Origin of the sequence: Aeromonas encheleia, assembly GCF_900637545.1 — a bacterium.
Taxonomy (GTDB): domain Bacteria; phylum Pseudomonadota; class Gammaproteobacteria; order Enterobacterales; family Aeromonadaceae; genus Aeromonas; species Aeromonas encheleia.
In genome coordinates this window covers 4481070-4497500 of sequence record NZ_LR134376.1, presented here as the reverse complement: position 1 = coordinate 4497500, position 16431 = coordinate 4481070, and the positions used below count along the sequence as shown (strand labels likewise).

Annotated in this window: 13 protein-coding genes, 1 tRNA gene and 2 rRNA genes (1 of these 16 cut by a window edge); 15 read left to right on the top strand and 1 reads right to left on the bottom strand. The window is 60.9% G+C overall.

Features of this window, described 5'->3' with window-relative positions; translation table 11 throughout:
* The 3 genes from EL255_RS21055 to EL255_RS21045 all read left to right on the top strand — a co-directional run.
* Positions 1 to 2281: ribosomal RNA gene (locus tag EL255_RS21055) — 23S ribosomal RNA — on the top strand; it begins 609 nt to the left of the window's first position.
* Between the two features lie 124 nt (positions 2282 to 2405).
* Positions 2406 to 2520 (top strand): 5S ribosomal RNA (gene rrf / locus EL255_RS21050).
* Between the two features lie 105 nt (positions 2521 to 2625).
* A tRNA-Thr gene (locus tag EL255_RS21045) sits at positions 2626 to 2701 on the top strand.
* Positions 2702 to 2750: 49 nt separating this feature from the next.
* On the opposite strand, the gene EL255_RS21040 is transcribed toward EL255_RS21045, so the two are convergent.
* Positions 2751 to 3002 (bottom strand): hypothetical protein, encoded by a 252-nt coding sequence (locus EL255_RS21040; RefSeq protein WP_042651807.1) that lies wholly within the window; start codon positions 3000 to 3002, stop codon positions 2751 to 2753.
* Positions 3003 to 3095: 93 nt separating this feature from the next.
* Here EL255_RS21040 and EL255_RS21035 point away from each other — a divergent pair, with 93 nt between their 5' ends.
* From EL255_RS21035 to EL255_RS20980, 12 genes are all read left to right on the top strand, one after another.
* On the top strand, positions 3096 to 4361 hold the full coding sequence (locus tag EL255_RS21035) for a cytosine deaminase (protein WP_042651806.1): 1266 nt from the start codon (positions 3096 to 3098) through the stop codon (positions 4359 to 4361).
* A gap of 82 nt (positions 4362 to 4443) precedes the next feature.
* The gene (gene crcB / locus EL255_RS21030; RefSeq protein WP_042651805.1) at positions 4444 to 4821 is read left to right on the top strand and encodes a fluoride efflux transporter CrcB; all 378 of its coding nucleotides are present in this window, start codon (positions 4444 to 4446) and stop codon (positions 4819 to 4821) included.
* Positions 4822 to 4886: 65 nt separating this feature from the next.
* Positions 4887 to 5639 (top strand): bifunctional demethylmenaquinone methyltransferase/2-methoxy-6-polyprenyl-1,4-benzoquinol methylase UbiE, encoded by a 753-nt coding sequence (ubiE, locus tag EL255_RS21025; RefSeq protein ID WP_042651804.1) that lies wholly within the window; start codon positions 4887 to 4889, stop codon positions 5637 to 5639.
* A gap of 8 nt (positions 5640 to 5647) precedes the next feature.
* Positions 5648 to 6256: a ubiquinone biosynthesis accessory factor UbiJ gene (locus EL255_RS21020; protein ID WP_042651803.1), complete on the top strand. Its 609-nt coding sequence runs from the start codon at positions 5648 to 5650 to the stop codon at positions 6254 to 6256.
* Positions 6256 to 7896 (top strand): ubiquinone biosynthesis regulatory protein kinase UbiB, encoded by a 1641-nt coding sequence (ubiB, locus tag EL255_RS21015; RefSeq protein WP_042651802.1) that lies wholly within the window; start codon positions 6256 to 6258, stop codon positions 7894 to 7896. Before EL255_RS21020 ends, ubiB begins: the two co-directional genes overlap by 1 nt.
* Before the next feature lie 114 nt (positions 7897 to 8010).
* Positions 8011 to 8262 (top strand): Sec-independent protein translocase subunit TatA, encoded by a 252-nt coding sequence (gene tatA / locus EL255_RS21010; protein ID WP_042651801.1) that lies wholly within the window; start codon positions 8011 to 8013, stop codon positions 8260 to 8262.
* A gap of 3 nt (positions 8263 to 8265) precedes the next feature.
* A complete protein-coding gene (gene tatB, locus EL255_RS21005; protein ID WP_042651800.1) occupies positions 8266 to 8724 on the top strand; it encodes a Sec-independent protein translocase protein TatB in 459 nt (152 codons plus the stop codon).
* Positions 8721 to 9476: a twin-arginine translocase subunit TatC gene (gene tatC, locus EL255_RS21000; protein WP_042651799.1), complete on the top strand. Its 756-nt coding sequence runs from the start codon at positions 8721 to 8723 to the stop codon at positions 9474 to 9476. Before tatB ends, tatC begins: the two co-directional genes overlap by 4 nt.
* 111 nt (positions 9477 to 9587) lie before the next feature.
* The gene (locus EL255_RS20995) at positions 9588 to 10373 is read left to right on the top strand and encodes a TatD family hydrolase (RefSeq protein ID WP_042651798.1); all 786 of its coding nucleotides are present in this window, start codon (positions 9588 to 9590) and stop codon (positions 10371 to 10373) included.
* Between the two features lie 3 nt (positions 10374 to 10376).
* Positions 10377 to 11396 carry a porphobilinogen synthase gene (gene hemB / locus EL255_RS20990; protein ID WP_042651797.1) on the top strand — a complete coding sequence of 340 codons (1020 nt, stop codon included), beginning with the start codon at positions 10377 to 10379 and terminating at the stop codon, positions 11394 to 11396.
* A gap of 222 nt (positions 11397 to 11618) precedes the next feature.
* Positions 11619 to 13661 (top strand): oligopeptidase A, encoded by a 2043-nt coding sequence (gene prlC, locus EL255_RS20985; protein WP_042651796.1) that lies wholly within the window; start codon positions 11619 to 11621, stop codon positions 13659 to 13661.
* Positions 13662 to 13866: 205 nt separating this feature from the next.
* The gene (locus tag EL255_RS20980; RefSeq protein WP_042651795.1) at positions 13867 to 16431 is read left to right on the top strand and encodes a putative bifunctional diguanylate cyclase/phosphodiesterase; all 2565 of its coding nucleotides are present in this window, start codon (positions 13867 to 13869) and stop codon (positions 16429 to 16431) included.

The window sequence follows — 16431 nt, the reverse complement described above, 5'->3', positions numbered from 1 at the left end:
AGCCGTAGGGAAACCGAGTCTTAACTGGGCGTCTAGTTGCAAGGTGTAGACCCGAAACCGGGTGATCTAGCCATGGGCAGGTTGAAGGTTGAGTAACATCAACTGGAGGACCGAACCCACTAACGTTGCAAAGTTAGGGGATGACCTGTGGCTGGGGGTGAAAGGCCAATCAAACTCGGAGATAGCTGGTTCTCCCCGAAAGCTATTTAGGTAGCGCCTCGGACGAATACTACTGGGGGTAGAGCACTGTTTGGACTAGGGGGTCATCCCGACTTACCAACTCCATGCAAACTCCGAATACCAGTAAGTAATATCCGGGAGACACACGGCGGGTGCTAACGTCCGTCGTGAAGAGGGAAACAACCCAGACCGCCGGCTAAGGTCCCAAAGTTCTGGTTAAGTGGGAAACGATGTGGGAAGGCTCAGACAGCTAGGATGTTGGCTTAGAAGCAGCCATCATTTAAAGAAAGCGTAATAGCTCACTAGTCGAGTCGGCCTGCGCGGAAGATGTAACGGGGCTCAAACCAGGCACCGAAGCCGCGGATTCACACTTATGTGTGAGTGGTAGGGGAGCGTTCTGTAAGTCTGCGAAGGTGTATCGAGAGGTATGCTGGAGATATCAGAAGTGCGAATGCTGACGTAAGTAACGATAAAGGGGGTGAAAAGCCTCCTCGCCGGAAGACCAAGGGTTCCTGTCCAACGTTAATCGGGGCAGGGTGAGTCGACCCCTAAGGTGAGGCCGAAAGGCGTAATCGATGGGAAGCAGGTTAATATTCCTGCACGACTTGTAATTGCGATGGGGGGACGGAGAAGGCTAGGTGGGCCAGGCGACGGTTGTCCTGGTGAAAGTGCGTAGGCGGTATCTCTAGGCAAATCCGGAGATGCAACGCTGAGACACGAGACGAAGCCACTACGGTGGTGAAGCCATTGATGCCATGCTTCCAGGAAAAGCCTCTAAGCTTCAGATTACAAGTCATCGTACCCCAAACCGACACAGGTGGTCGGGTAGAGAATACCAAGGCGCTTGAGAGAACTCGGGTGAAGGAACTAGGCAAAATAGAACCGTAACTTCGGGAGAAGGTTCGCTCTTGACAGTGAAGTCCCTTGCGGATGGAGCAGTTGGGAGTCGCAGTGACCAGATGGCTGGGACTGTTTATCAAAAACACAGCACTCTGCAAACACGAAAGTGGACGTATAGGGTGTGACACCTGCCCGGTGCCGGAAGGTTAATTGATGGGGTTAGCGCAAGCGAAGCTCTTGATCGAAGCCCCGGTAAACGGCGGCCGTAACTATAACGGTCCTAAGGTAGCGAAATTCCTTGTCGGGTAAGTTCCGACCTGCACGAATGGTGTAACCATGGCCATGCTGTCTCCACCCGAGACTCAGTGAAATCGAATTCGCCGTGAAGATGCGGTGTACCCGCGGCTAGACGGAAAGACCCCGTGAACCTTTACTACAGCTTGGCACTGAACATTGAACCTACATGTGTAGGATAGGTGGGAGGCTTTGAAGGCGTGACGCCAGTTGCGCTGGAGCCGTCCTTGAAATACCACCCTTGTATGTTTGATGTTCTAACGCAGGGCCCTGAATCGGGCTCGCGGACAGTGCCTGGTGGGTAGTTTGACTGGGGCGGTCTCCTCCCAAAGAGTAACGGAGGAGCACGAAGGTTGGCTAATCCTGGTCGGACATCAGGAGGTTAGTGCAATGGCATAAGCCAGCTTAACTGCGAGACGGACAGGTCGAGCAGGTACGAAAGTAGGTCATAGTGATCCGGTGGTTCTGAATGGAAGGGCCATCGCTCAACGGATAAAAGGTACTCCGGGGATAACAGGCTGATACCGCCCAAGAGTTCATATCGACGGCGGTGTTTGGCACCTCGATGTCGGCTCATCACATCCTGGGGCTGAAGTCGGTCCCAAGGGTATGGCTGTTCGCCATTTAAAGTGGTACGCGAGCTGGGTTCAGAACGTCGTGAGACAGTTCGGTCCCTATCTGCCGTGGGCGTTGGATGATTGAAGGGAGTTGCTCCTAGTACGAGAGGACCGGAGTGAACGAACCTCTGGTGTTCGGGTTGTCACGCCAGTGGCACTGCCCGGTAGCTAAGTTCGGAATCGATAACCGCTGAAAGCATCTAAGCGGGAAGCGAGCCCTGAGATGAGTCATCCCTGACCCCTTGAGGGTCCTAAAGGGCCGTTGGAGACCACAACGTTGATAGGTGGGGTGTGTAAGCGCGGCGACGTGTTGAGCTAACCCATACTAATTACCCGTGAGGCTTAACCATACAACACCCAAGAAGTGTTCTGGGCCTTGTAGCAGATGAAGAACTACTTACTTAATTCAGTGATAGTGACCAAGCTAAGCGCTTAGTCGTTATTCACGTCAGCTTTCCGAGATTGAAGTTTTTGCCTGGCGGCCATAGCGCCGTGGAACCACCTGATCCCATGCCGAACTCAGAAGTGAAACGCGGTAGCGCCGATGGTAGTGTGGCATTCGCCATGCGAGAGTAGGACACTGCCAGGCTCCTAATTACGGTCACAGCGATGTGATTGGTCGTGCAGCGATGTAAGGTTGTTGCGGACAACAGATTTAGATAACGCACACAGTGTGTTCTTTACCGGTTAGTGTGCTGATATGGCTCAGTTGGTAGAGCGCATCCTTGGTAAGGATGAGGTCCCCAGTTCGACTCTGGGTATCAGCACCAGTAAATATTAAAGCCTCCCAATCGGGAGGCTTTTTTGTATTCGCATTTTTCAGTTCATCGATATCTGCCTGGCATCGAGATAGAAGCGGGCCTGCCCCGACCTTTCTATCTGGATAGCAGCCAGCAGCTTTTCCCCTCGTTTGTACTCCCAATTTCTCTCTATCGACGTCAGAGGGGGTTTGCGGATACCCAGCGTCTGCAAATACTCGTGAAACAGGCTGGCGCTTCCGATCTCGGTCAATCCTGCTTTCATCCCCATTACTCCCTTATTGTGGCTGTTTATCAATGGTAGCGTTTTCATATGTATTCAATGTGAACGCTTTTCTATTAAATTGAAGCAAGCTAAGTTACGGGTTGAAAAAGGCCGCAGATGCCTAAAATAGGGAAGAAAAACATGCTGATAAAGAAGGTGCGTCTGGCAGGCAGAGACGGGTTGTGGCAGATCCTCTGCCAGGATGGCCAGATCTGGGCCATCGAGCCCATGACGGCGTCACTCTCCTCCGAGTCGGTGCTGGATGGCGAGGAGGGCCTCGCCATCGCGCCCTTTATCGAGCCCCATATTCACCTCGATACCACCCAGACGGCGGGTGAGCCGAGCTGGAATATCTCCGGCACCCTGTTCGAGGGGATAGAGCGCTGGGCCGAGCGCAAGGCGCTGCTGACCCACGAGGATGTGAAACGGCGCGCCATCCAGACGCTGAAATGGCAGATCGCCAACGGAATCCAGTTCGTCCGTACCCATGTGGATGTGTCCGACCCCAACCTGATCGCCCTGAAGGCCATGCTGGAGGTGCGCGAGGAGATGAAGCCCTGGGTCGAACTGCAGATAGTCGCCTTCCCGCAGGAGGGGATCCTCTCCTATCCCAACGGCAAGGCGCTGCTGGAAGAGGCGCTCAGGCTGGGAGCCGATGTGATTGGGGCCATCCCTCACTTCGAGTTCACCCGGGAATACGGGGTCGAGAGCCTGCATCACATCTTCGCGCTGGCCGACAAGTACCAGGTGCTGGTCGATGTGCATTGCGACGAGATAGACGATGAGCAGTCCCGCTTCATCGAGACCCTGGCCACCCTGGCCTATGAGCGCGGCATGGGCGCCAGGGTCACCGCCAGCCACACCACAGCCATGCACTCCTACAACGGGGCCTACGCCTCCCGCCTGTTCCGCTTGCTGCGGATGGCCGACATCAACTTCGTGGCCAACCCACTGGTGAACATCCACCTGCAGGGGCGGTTCGATACCTACCCCAAACGCCGCGGTGTCACCCGGGTGAAGGAGATGCTGGAGGCGGGCATCAACGTCTGCTTCGGCCACGACGATGTGTTCGATCCCTGGTATCCCATGGGGACCGGCAACATGCTGCAGGTGCTGCACATGGGGCTGCATGTTTGCCAGCTAATGGGATACGAGCAGATCAATGACAGCCTGAAGCTGATCGGTGAGCACAGCGCTCGTACCCTCAACGTGCAGGCGCGCTACGGGCTTGAGGTAGGCAAACCCGCCAACCTGCTGATCCTGCCGGCGGAGAACGGCTTCGATGCGGTGCGGCGCCAGGTGCCGGTGCGCTACTCCATCCGCCATGGCAGCGTCATCGCCGAGACCCGGCCGGCCAGCACCTCGCTGCACCTGCTGACAGAGGAAGTGGTCGATTTTCGCCGCTAGCCACCCCGGGCTTGATCTCGCCACTATCACCAAGCGAGCGCCTTTTGCATAATGCCAGCCTGATACGACGGAGTCCGTTCCTATGCAAACTTGGTTATTTGTTGCCGTCGGTGGCGCCATCGGTGCCTGCCTGCGGTTCGGCATGACCGAACTGCTCGCGCTGCTGCTCGGTCGCCACTTTCCCTATGGCACCCTGGCGGTCAACGTGATCGGCTCCTTCATCATGGGCATCGCCTTTGCGCTGATCAGTCAGGGCCATGTGCTGGAGCATCCGATGAAGCCGCTGCTGATGGTCGGGATCCTGGGGGCGCTGACCACCTTCTCCTCCTTCGCCCTCGATACCGTGGTGCTGGCCCAGCAAGGCGCCTACCTGAAGGCGCTGCTCAACATCGGCCTCAATCTCTTCCTCTGTCTGGCCATGGTCATGCTGGGGATGCAGTTGGTCGCCAGCCGGGTTTAAGGTGTCCGCAGCTCATTGGCTCTGGTAAACTGGCGGCCATTCTTTGCTCTATGGGTGTTTGAGGGATGTCGGAACAGACTACTACTACGCATTTTGGCTATAAAACCGTGGCGGCGACCGAGAAAGAAACTCTGGTGGCTGGCGTCTTCCATTCGGTGGCGGCCAAGTATGATCTGATGAACGATCTGATGTCGTTCGGCATTCACCGCCTGTGGAAGCGCTTCACCATTGATTGCTCCGGCGTGCGCAAGGGCCAGAAGGTATTGGATCTGGCCGGTGGCACCGGCGATCTGACCGCCAAGTTCTCCCGCATCGTCGGCGAGACCGGTCAGGTGGTGCTGGCGGACATCAACGACTCCATGCTCAAGGTGGGCCGCGACAAGCTGCGCAACCTGGGGGTGGCGAACAACGTCTCCTACGTACAGGCCAACGCCGAGGCGCTACCCTTCCCGGACAACCACTTCGATGTCATCACCATTGGCTTCGGCCTGCGCAACGTCACCGACAAGGACAAGGCGCTTGCCTCTATGTTCCGGGTGCTCAAGCCGGGTGGCCGCCTGCTGGTGCTGGAGTTCTCCAAGCCGGAGAGCGAGGTGATCGCCAAGCTGTATGACCTCTATTCCTTCAAGCTGTTGCCGAAGATGGGTGAGCTAGTGGCGCACGACGGCGAGAGCTACAAGTATCTGGCGGAGTCCATCCGCATGCACCCGGATCAGCAGACCCTGAAGGGGATGATGGAAAACGCCGGCTTCGATCAGGTGGACTTCTACAACCTGACCCAGGGTGTCGTCGCCCTGCACCGCGGTTACAAGTTTTAAGGTTGCCTATGCCGATGGATGCCATGGTCACTGGGGTGATCGAAACCAGCCTCAATCAGTTGCTGGGCCTCGACAAGCAGAGCCCGGAGCGGCTGCGCAAGCTGGCGGGCAAGGTGCTCAAGCTGGAGCTGCGCGAGCTGAAGCCGCTCTGGTTTGTGTTCTCCGACCGGCGGCTGGATGTGCTGGCCGGTTACGAGGGGGAGGCCGACGCCGTGCTGAGCCTGTCGCTGACCGCCCTCGGTCTGCTGAAAGACCCTTCCGCCCTGACCCGCTATATCCGCGAGGAGCGACTCGATCTGAGTGGCGATCCGCAGCTGGTGCAGGCGTTTAGCGCCCTGCTGGGAGAGCTCGACATCGACTGGGAAGAGGAACTCTCCCGCTACACCGGCGACGTGCTGGCCCACACCCTGTGCAGTGGGGCCCGTCAGGCGCGCCGCGTGCTGGGTCGTGAGCTGTACCGCTCCCAGCGTCAGCTGGCCGAGTACCTGACCGAGGAGGCCAGACTGGCCCCTGGACCGCTGGAGGTCGCGAGCTTCAACGATGACGTCGAACTGCTGGCCCAGCACCTGAAAGCGGTCGAGTTGCGACTGGCTCGCCTCGAGCAGCGGGTGAGCTGATGACCCCGAAGGAGTTCAAGCGTCTCTATCGCATCGTCAGCATTCTGCTGGAGCAGGGCATCGACGAGCTGGTGCCCGCCCGTTATCAACCCTGGCCAGGACGCCTGCTGCGTCGCAGCCTGTTCTGGCTGAAGAACAAGCAGCCGGATCTGAGCCGTGGCGCCCGCATTCGCCTCGCCTTCGAGGCGCTCGGTCCCATCTTCATCAAGTTTGGCCAGATGCTGTCGACCCGGCGGGATCTGCTGCCGCCGGACATCGCCGAAGAGCTGGCCCTGCTGCAGGACAGGGTTCCCCCCTTCTGTGGCCAGGAGGCCAGGCGCCAGATAGAGGCGAGCCTGGGCTGCCCCATCGAGACCCTGTTCGAAGATTTCGATGAGACGCCGCTGGCCTCGGCCTCCATCGCCCAGGTGCACACCGGCCGGCTGAAGGAGAATGGCCGCGAGATCGTCATCAAGGTGATCCGGCCCGACATCGAACCCGTCATCGAGGCGGATCTGCGCCTGATGCAAGCGCTGGCCCGTCTGGCGGCCCGTTTCGCGCCCCAGAGTGCGCGACTGCGCCCCATCGAGGTGGTGGAGGAGTATCGCAAGACCATACTCGACGAGCTGAACCTGATGCGCGAAGCCGCCAACGCCATCCAGCTGCGCCGCAACTTCACCGGCTCCGATGCGCTCTATGTGCCCGAGGTGTTCACCGAGCACTGTCGCGAGCAGGTGCTGGTGATGGAACGCATCTATGGCATTCCGGTCTCCGACATCGCGGCCCTGGAGGCCAACGGCACCAACATGAAGCTGCTGGCGGAGCGCGGGGTGGAGGTGTTCTTCACCCAGGTGTTCCGCGACAGCTTCTTCCACGCCGACATGCATCCCGGCAACATCTTCGTCTCCTACGAGCACCCCGACAATCCACTCTGGATCGGCATCGACTGCGGCATAGTCGGCACCCTCAACCGGGAAGACAAGCGCTACCTGGCGGAGAACTTCCTCGCCTTCTTCAACCGGGATTACCGCAAGGTGGCCGAGCTGCACGTGGAGTCGGGCTGGGTGCCTGCCGACACCAAGGTGGACGAGTTCGAGTTTGCCATCCGCACCGTGCTGGAGCCCATCTTCGAGAAGCCGCTGTCCGAGATCTCGTTCGGCCACGTGCTGCTCAACCTGTTCAACACCGCCCGCCGCTTCAATATGCAGGTGCAGCCGCAGCTGGTGCTGCTGCAGAAGACCCTGCTCTATGTAGAAGGGCTAGGACGCCAGCTCTATCCGCAGCTGGATCTGTGGCAGACCGCCAAGCCTTATCTGGAAAGCTGGATGCGCGAGCAGGTGGGGCCCAAGGCGGTGCTGAATGCGATCAGGGAGAAGGCGCCGTTCTGGGCGGAGAAGCTGCCGGAGCTGCCGGAGCTGGTCTACGAGACCCTGCGCCAGGCCCGTCATCAGCAACACCATTTCGAGCAGATGTTTGCGGATTTCCGCCGGCACAGCCACCGTCAGGGTCAGGCACGCTACCTCTTAGGGGTTGGAGCCAGCCTACTGTTAGTGGGTGTATTCTTGCTGACCCAGAAACAACATATTGAGTGGGGACAAATAACCCTCGCCGGTGCCGGTGTATGCTGGTTGCTTGGCTGGCTGAAAACCCGTTCCCACTAAACAAAAAACGGCGCTTCCCGGTGCCAATCTCGGAGAACTTGCCGGGCTGGTATCGGCATCCTTTCCGTCAATAACATACTCGCGCACCTCGGGCGCCAATCTTGGAGAAATATCATGGGTGGTATCAGTATTTGGCAGTTGTTGATCATCGCAGTCATCGTCGTGCTGCTGTTCGGTACCAAGAAGCTGCGCGGGATCGGTGGCGATCTGGGGGCGGCGGTGAAGGGCTTCAAGAAGGCGCTGTCCGATGAGTCGGGCACCGAACAGAAACCCGAGCAGAAGGATGCCGAGTTCCCGACGAAGCAGCTGAACGAGGCGGCCAACAGTGCCGACACCACCAAGCAGAAAGACAAAGATCAGGCCTAAGCCATGTTCGACATCGGTTTTTGGGAGCTGGTCGTCATCGGTGTGGTGGCCCTGGTGGTGCTGGGGCCTGAGCGCCTGCCGGTCGCCATCCGTACGGCATCCCACTGGATCAAGCTCATTCGCAGCACCGCCAACTCGGTGAAGTCCGAGCTGGAGCAGGAGCTCAAGTTGCAAGAGCTGCACAACGATCTGAAGAAGGCCGAGCAATTGCAGATGAGCAACCTCAGCCCCGAGCTGCAGGAGTCCATCGAGCAGTTGAAGGCGGCCGCCCAGTCGGTGAATCGCCCCTATTCGCCACAGAACGGGCAGCAGAACGAGATCCGTCCGCCGCAGGCGACCCCGACGCTAGCTCCCGAACCGGTAGCGCAGGCCATCGCCGTCCCTGAACCGGGTGCGGTGGAGACTGAGGTAGCAACCGTCGCCCAGGATGCCGCCAGAGACAAAGGGGAGGTGAAGCCATGAGTCAGACCGAACAACCCCTGATCAGCCATCTGGTGGAGCTGAGGACGCGCCTGTTGCGGTCGTTCTCGGCCATCTTGCTGGCGTTCGTCGCGCTCATCTATTTCTCCAACGACATCTACGACTTCGTGGCCAGGCCGCTGCTCAGCCAGCTGCCGGCAGGCACCAGCATGATAGCGACGGATGTGGCGACCCCCTTCATCACGCCGATCAAGCTGACCCTGGTGGTCTCCTTCTTCGTGGCTATCCCCTATCTGCTCTATCAGGCCTGGTCCTTCATCGCCCCCGGTCTGTACCAGCACGAGCGACGGCTGATCATGCCGCTGGTCGCCTCCAGCGCCGTGTTGTTCTATGGCGGCATGGCGTTTGCGTACTACGTGGTGTTCCCGCTGGTGTTCGGTTTCTTCACCAGCACGGCGCCCGCCGGGGTGACGGTGGCGACCGACATCGCCAGCTACCTGGACTTTGTGCTCACCCTGTTCTTCGCGTTCGGGGTGGCGTTCGAGATCCCGGTGGCCACCATACTGCTGTGCTGGACCGGTGTGACCAACCCCAAGAGCCTGCGGGAGAAACGCCCCTACGTCATCGTCGGGGTGTTCGTGGTGGGCATGTTGCTGACCCCGCCGGATGTCTTCTCCCAGACCCTGCTCGCGATCCCCATGTGGGCGCTGTGGGAGATAGGCTTGTTCTTCGCCCGTTTCTACACCAGGAAAGAGGACGAAGAGTCGCAGGAACAGACGGATGAGGGGAGCTGAGGCTCCCTTCCTCTTTTCAGGCTCCGCCCGGAGGCGTATGGTAAGGCCCCAATCGGTAGATGGTTTTCAAATACCTGATATGCCTTCCGTTCATTGGAAATTCATTACCTCATGATCGACATTGGTCTCAACCTCACCAGCTCCCAGTTTGCCGGCGAACAGGCCGAACTGGTGGCCCGCGCTCGCACCGCCGGGGTCGAGGCGCTGATCCTGACCGGCACCGATCTGGCGGGCAGCCGGGAGAGCGCCGAGTTGGCCGCCCGCTGGCCCGGCTACTGCTTCTCCACCGCCGGGGTTCATCCCCACGATGCCAAGAGTGTCGATGCGCATACCCTGCCGGTCCTGCGCGAACTGGCGGCACTGCCCCAGGTGGTGGCCATCGGCGAGTGTGGCCTCGACTACAATCGCGACTTCTCTCCCCGTCCGGTGCAGGATGCGGTGTTCGACGCCCAGCTCGCGCTGGCCGCCGAGCTGGGGATGCCGGTGTTCCTGCACTGCCGTGATGCCCATGCCCGCTTCGTCGAGATCCTGCGCCCCTGGCTGCCCAAGTTGCCGGGGGCCGTGCTGCATTGCTTCACCGGCTCCGACGAGGAGCTGGACGAGTGCCTGGCGCTGGGGCTGCACATAGGGGTGACCGGCTGGCTGTGCGACGAGCGCCGTGGTCAGCTGCTGCGGGAACAGGTGGCGCGCATCCCGGCCGGCCGGCTGATGATCGAGACCGATGCCCCCTATCTGGTGCCGCGGGATCTGACACCCAGACCTAAACGCAACGAACCCGCCTATCTGCCGCACATCGCCAAGGTGGTGGCGGCCTGCCGTGGCGAGGCGCCCGAGGCCTTGCTGGCCCATACCCGGGCCACCTCCGCCGCGTTCTTCCAACTTCCTCTTCAGGAGTGATTCATGGCTACAACTCTTCCTGGCGCCTTTCCGGGTCGCCGTCTGCGCCGGGTGCGCAAACATGATTTCAGCCGTCGTCTGGTGCGTGAGAACGTCCTGACGGCCAACGATCTCATCTATCCCGTGTTCGTGCTGGAGGGGGAGAACCGCCGTGAGGCCGTCACCTCCATGCCCGGGGTGGATCGCCTCTCCATCGATCTGCTGCTGATTGAGGCCGAAGAGCTAGTCGCCCTCGGCGTGCCCGCCATCGCCCTGTTCCCGGTGACCCCGCTGGAGAGCAAGAGCCTGCTGGCGGAAGAGGCCTACAACCCGGACGGCCTGGCCCAGCGTGCGACCCGCGCCCTCAAGGCCCGCTTCCCGGAGCTGGGGGTCATCACGGACGTGGCGCTGGATCCCTTCACCACCCACGGTCAGGACGGCATCATCGATGACGAAGGCTATGTGCTGAACGACATCACCACCGAGATCCTGGTGAAGCAGGCGCTCTCCCATGCCGCCGCCGGGGTCGACATAGTGGCGCCGTCCGACATGATGGATGGCCGCATCGGCGCCATCCGTGCCGCACTGGAGGAGCACGGCTTCATCAATACCCAGATCATGGCCTACTCCGCCAAGTACGCCTCCTGCTACTACGGCCCGTTCCGCGACGCGGTCGGCTCCGCCGGCAACCTCGGCAAGAGCAACAAGGCCACCTACCAGATGGATCCGGCCAACGGCAACGAGGCGCTGCACGAGGTGGCGCTGGATATCCAGGAAGGGGCCGACAGCGTCATGGTCAAGCCGGGCATGCCTTATCTGGACGTGATCCGCCAGGTCAAGGATCAGTTCGGGGTGCCGACCTTCGCCTATCAGGTGAGTGGCGAGTATGCCATGCACATGGCGGCGATCCAGAACGGCTGGCTGAAGGAGAAGGAGTGCATCCTGGAGTCCCTGGTCTGCTTCAAGCGGGCCGGTGCCGACGGCATCCTCACCTACTTCGCCAAGCGGGCCGCCCAGTGGCTGCAGGAAGATGCCCGCCGCTGATAGCCACGGCGCTCTTTCGCTCACGATGCCGGTCCAGGGACCGGCATCGTCGTCTCTGGTGTGCGGATTGCCGGTTTAATAGGCAAGTTTTCGCGAAAACTGGGCAACGGGCCTCGCTCTCGCTGGCAAAGGCTTGATTAATGGGTTTTCTGCCTACATCTTAGATGGTCCAAGCAAGCTTCTGGACGGCAGGGGCTGTAGCGCATTTAGAGGTACCCCAGTATGAACAACCCTTTGCTGACAATGGACTCGCTGCCCCCCTTCAGCCAGATCCAGCCCGATCAGGTACAGCCTGCCGTGACGCAGGCCATCGCCGACTGCAAACAGAAGATCGAGGACGTGCTGTCCCAGCGGGATCCCCATACCTGGGACAGCCTGATAGCGCCGCTGGAAGAGGTCAACGACCGTTTGGCGCGCATCTGGTCACCGGTCAGTCATCTCAATTCCGTGCTCAACAGCGAGGCGCTGCGCGAGGCCCATGACGCCTGCCTGCCGCTGCTGTCCGAGTTCCAGACCTATGTCGGCCAGCACGAGGGCCTCTACCAGGCCTATCGCGAGCTGGCCGAGAGCGACGACTTCCCGCTGCTGAGTGGCGCCCAGCGCAAGGAGATCCAGAATACCCTGCGCGACTTTCGCCTGTCCGGCATAGGCTTGTCCGCCGAGGCGCAGCAGCGCTACGGCGAGATCCAGGCCCGTCTCTCCGAGCTGGCCTCCCGCTTCAGCAACAACGTGCTGGATGCGACCCAGGGCTGGAGCAAGCTGGTAAGCGACGAGGCCGAATTGGCCGGTCTGCCACAGAGCGCACAGGCCGCCGCCCGTCAGCTGGCTGAGCACAAGGGCCAGCAGGGTTGGCTGTTCACCCTGGACATCCCCTCCTACCTGCCGGTGATGATGTATGCCGACAACCGCGCGCTGCGCGCCGAGCTGTATGAGGCCTTCACCACCCGCGCCTCCGAGCAGGGCCCGAACGCCGGCAAGTGGGACAACTCAGCCATCATGACCGAGCTGCTATCCCTGCGCCGCGAGCTGGCCCAGCTGCTCGGCTTCGGCAACTATGCCGAGCTCTCCCTGGCCACCAAGATGGCGGACAAGCCTGAGCAGGTGGTGGGCTTCCTCACCGATCTCGCGGCCAAATCCCTGCCGCAGGGCAAGGCCGAGCTGGAGGAGATCCGCACCTTCGCCGCCGAGCAGCACGGTCAGCACGAGCTGGCCGCCTGGGATATCCCTTACTACGCCGAGAAGCTCAAGCAGCACAAGTTCTCCATCTCCGACGAGCAACTGCGGCCCTACTTCCCCGCCAACCGGGTGGTGAAGGGGCTGTTCGAGGTGGTGCGCCGGGTGTTCGGCATCAAGGTGCGCGAGCGCCTCGGCATCGATACCTGGCATCCGGACGTGCGCTTCTACGACATCTTCGACGCCGAGGATGAGCTGCGCGGCAGCTTCTACCTCGATCTCTACGCCCGCGAGCACAAGCAGGGCGGGGCCTGGATGGATGTCTGCCTGGGTCGCCGCTACCGCCAGGATGGATCCTTGCAAAAGCCGGTGGCTTATCTGACCTGCAACTTCAATGGCCCTGTGGATGGTAAACCGGCGCTGTTCACCCACAACGAGGTGGTGACCCTGTTCCACGAGTTCGGCCACGGTATCCACCACATGCTGACCCAGGTCGACGTGGCCGGGGTGGCCGGCATCAACGGCGTGGCCTGGGATGCGGTCGAGCTGCCGAGCCAGTTCCTGGAGAACTGGTGCTGGGAGTCCGAGGCGCTGGCCTTCATCTCCGGCCATCATGAAAAAGGGGAGCCGCTGCCGGCGGATCTGCTGGAGAAGATGCTGACCGCCCGCAACTTCCAGGCGGCCATGCAGATGTTGCGCCAGCTGGAGTTCGCCTTGTTCGACTTCCGCCTGCACCAGGAGTTTGACCCGGCCAATCCGGCGCTGATCCCGACCCTGCTGGCCGAGGTGCGCAGCCAGGTGGCGGTGCTGACGCCGCCGGCGTTCAACCGCTTCCAGCACAGCTTCTCTCACATCTTCGCGGGGGGCTATGCGGCGGGCTACTACAGCTACAAGTGGGCCGAGGTGCTGTCGGCGGATGCCTTCTCCCGCTTCGAGGAGGAGGGGATCTTCAACCCCGCCACCGGCCAGTCCTTCCTGAAGAACATCCTGGAGAAGGGCGGTTCGAAAGAACCCATGGAGCTGTTCCGTGCCTTCCGGGGCCGCGAGCCCAAAGTGGATGCCCTGCTGCGCCATAGCGGGATAGCCGCATAAGGTTTGGTGCCCTGCGCGGCCGTGAGCTTCAAGCAGGTACAGTCCTGCGGCAGAGTGGGATCGCCGCGTGATTTTTGAGATAAAAAGGGACCGGCAGGTCCCTTTTTTCAAGGCTTTTTAATATCTTGCGGATAGCATGTTTGCACTGTCCCCGCCTCTTCAGTAGAGTCGGGTTCTACCTTCCAGGGAGAGAAAGAATCTTGCCATGAGGCGAGCACTCGAGTCTGTCTATCAAATCATCTCAAGCCTGTCTCATCTGAGTGGCAAAGGATTTTTCGAGACCTTTGTGAGTGAAATCGCCACAGCGGTTGAGGCGGATCTCGTCCTCGTTTCAGGTAGGGATCATTCGGGCCTGTTTTTTACCATACATGCCGCTCATCCCTCCTCCCTCGACATAGGCTCCTACAGTTTTCCCCTCGCCGGCACCCCGGGCGAGATCGTCATGCAGCAGGGGGAAGCCTGGTTCAACGATCGTATCCGTCAGTTATTCCCTCATGCCGCCGTGCTGGAGCGCTGGCAGATCAAGGGCTATGCCGGTATAGCGCTGAAGAATGCCCAGGGCGAGACCATGGGGCTGTGCAGCGTCATGTTCAAGCGGGCCATGCCCAGCATGGACAAGCTCATGCGACTGCTGCGCCTGCTGGCCCCCCTCGCCGGTCGCGAGCTGGCGCTGATGTACCAGCAGCCCTCCCAGCCGCTGCAGACCCAACCTGAGTATCACCATTTCCTGGACAGCATGATGTCCCATGCCCCAGTCGGCATCGGCAAGCTGGATCTGGAGGGCCGTATCCTCTGGGTCAACCCGGCCATCGAGAAGATGCTGGGCTACAGTCAGCAGGAGCTGCAACTGCGCACCGGCGCCGAGATCAACCACCCGGAAGACTGGCTGCTCAGCATCCCTTACTACGAAGAGTTGAGACGGGGGGAGCGTCCCGCCTTCACCCAGGAGAAACGCTACCTGCACCGGGACGGTATGGTGCTCTGGGGCCGGGTGACGGTGACCCTGATCCGCAACAAGCAGCTGCACCCCGACTATCTGATGCTGGTGCTGGAGAATATCGATCCCATCAAGCGCCACGCCGAGCAGCTCAAGCTCTCCCACCGGGTCTATGACAACCTGTCCGAGGCCATACTGGTGTGCGATGCCGACAGCCGCATCATCTCGGTCAACCCCGCGTTCGAGAAGATCACCGGCTACAGCGAGGAGGAGGCCTGCGGCCAGCGCCCCAGCCTGCTCAAGTCCGGGCTGCACGATCAGACCTTCTATGCCGACATGTACCACGCCCTCGAGCGGGTGGGGATCTGGCGTGGCGAGGTGTGGAACAAGCGCAAGAACGGCAAGCTCTACCCCCAGCAGCTGATGATCAGCGCCTTGCGGGAGGGGGGGCGGATCAGCCAGTACATCGCCATCTTCAGCGATCTCTCCCAGACCAAGCTGGCGGAGCAGAAGATCGCGGCCCAGGCGAACTACGACAACCTCACCGGCCTGCCTAACCGCTGGCTGTTTGGCCGCTGCCTCGGTCGCTTCTGCGAGCGGGGCGAGCGCTTCGCGCTCATGGTGCTGGATCTCAACAACTTCAAGGCGGTCAACAACAGCATGGATCACCACGTCGGTGATGCCCTGCTGCGGGAGGTGTCGGATCGGCTGGTGAGCCGGGTCCGTACCGAGGATCTGGTGGCCCGCATCGGTGGCGACGAGTTCGCCTTCCTGGTGCCCGGCATCGTCAACCGCCGCCAGGCCGAGGTGTTTGCCAAGCAGGTGATCGGCGGCTTCGCCCGCCCCTTCATGCTGGCCAACCAGCACCTCTATGTGACGGCGACCCTGGGGATCACCCTCTGCCCCAATGACGGGGCCGACAGTGACGAGCTGCTGCGCAATGCCGAGCAGGCGCTGTTCGTCGCCAAGCGGCAGGGGCGGCAACTCGGCACCTACAGCGCCTCCATGCGGGAAGAGGTGAGCCAGCGCCACCAGATGCAACAAGATCTGGCGGAGGCCATCAAGCTGGCGCAGCTGACCATGGCCTATCAGCCGATCTGGGACAACCGCAGTGGCCGGGTTGCCAAGCTGGAGGCGCTGGTGCGCTGGTACCATCCCCACTGGGGCCAGGTCTCGCCGGCGGACTTCATCCCGCTGGCGGAGGAGGCGGGGCTCATCCAGGGGCTGGGGGCGCTGGTGCTGTGGCAGTCATGCCGGGATCTGGCCCGCTTGCAGCAGTCCGGTTTCCCTGAGCTGCAGATGTCCATCAACCGCTCGACTCTGGAGTTCCAGACCATAGATCCAGAGGCGAACGAGTGGCTCAGGGTGATCCGTCACTTCGGCCTGGATCCGGCGGACATCATCATAGAGATCACCGAGTCCCTGTTGATGGAGAGCAGCGATCAGCACAGGGTGCGGATCGACGCCTTGCGCGAGGCGGGCTGCAAGCTGGCCATCGATGACTTCGGCACCGGCTACTCGGCGCTCAATTACCTGCGCACCTTCCCGGTGGATCTGGTCAAGATAGACCGCTCCTTCGTGCGTCACATCCCCTTCAACGAGCAGGACCGGCTGCTGCTGGACGGCATCATCAACATAGTGCACAACCTCGGCATGCAGGTGGTGATCGAGGGGGTGGAGACCCGCGAGCAGCTCAACTTCCTCTGCCAGAAGGGCTGTGCCTTCACCCAGGGTTATTTGCTCAGCCGCCCGCTGCCCTTCGACGATCTGGTGGAATACCTGAGCCTCAATCGCCAGGGGATGAACCTGACCAATCTGACTACGGTGAGCTGA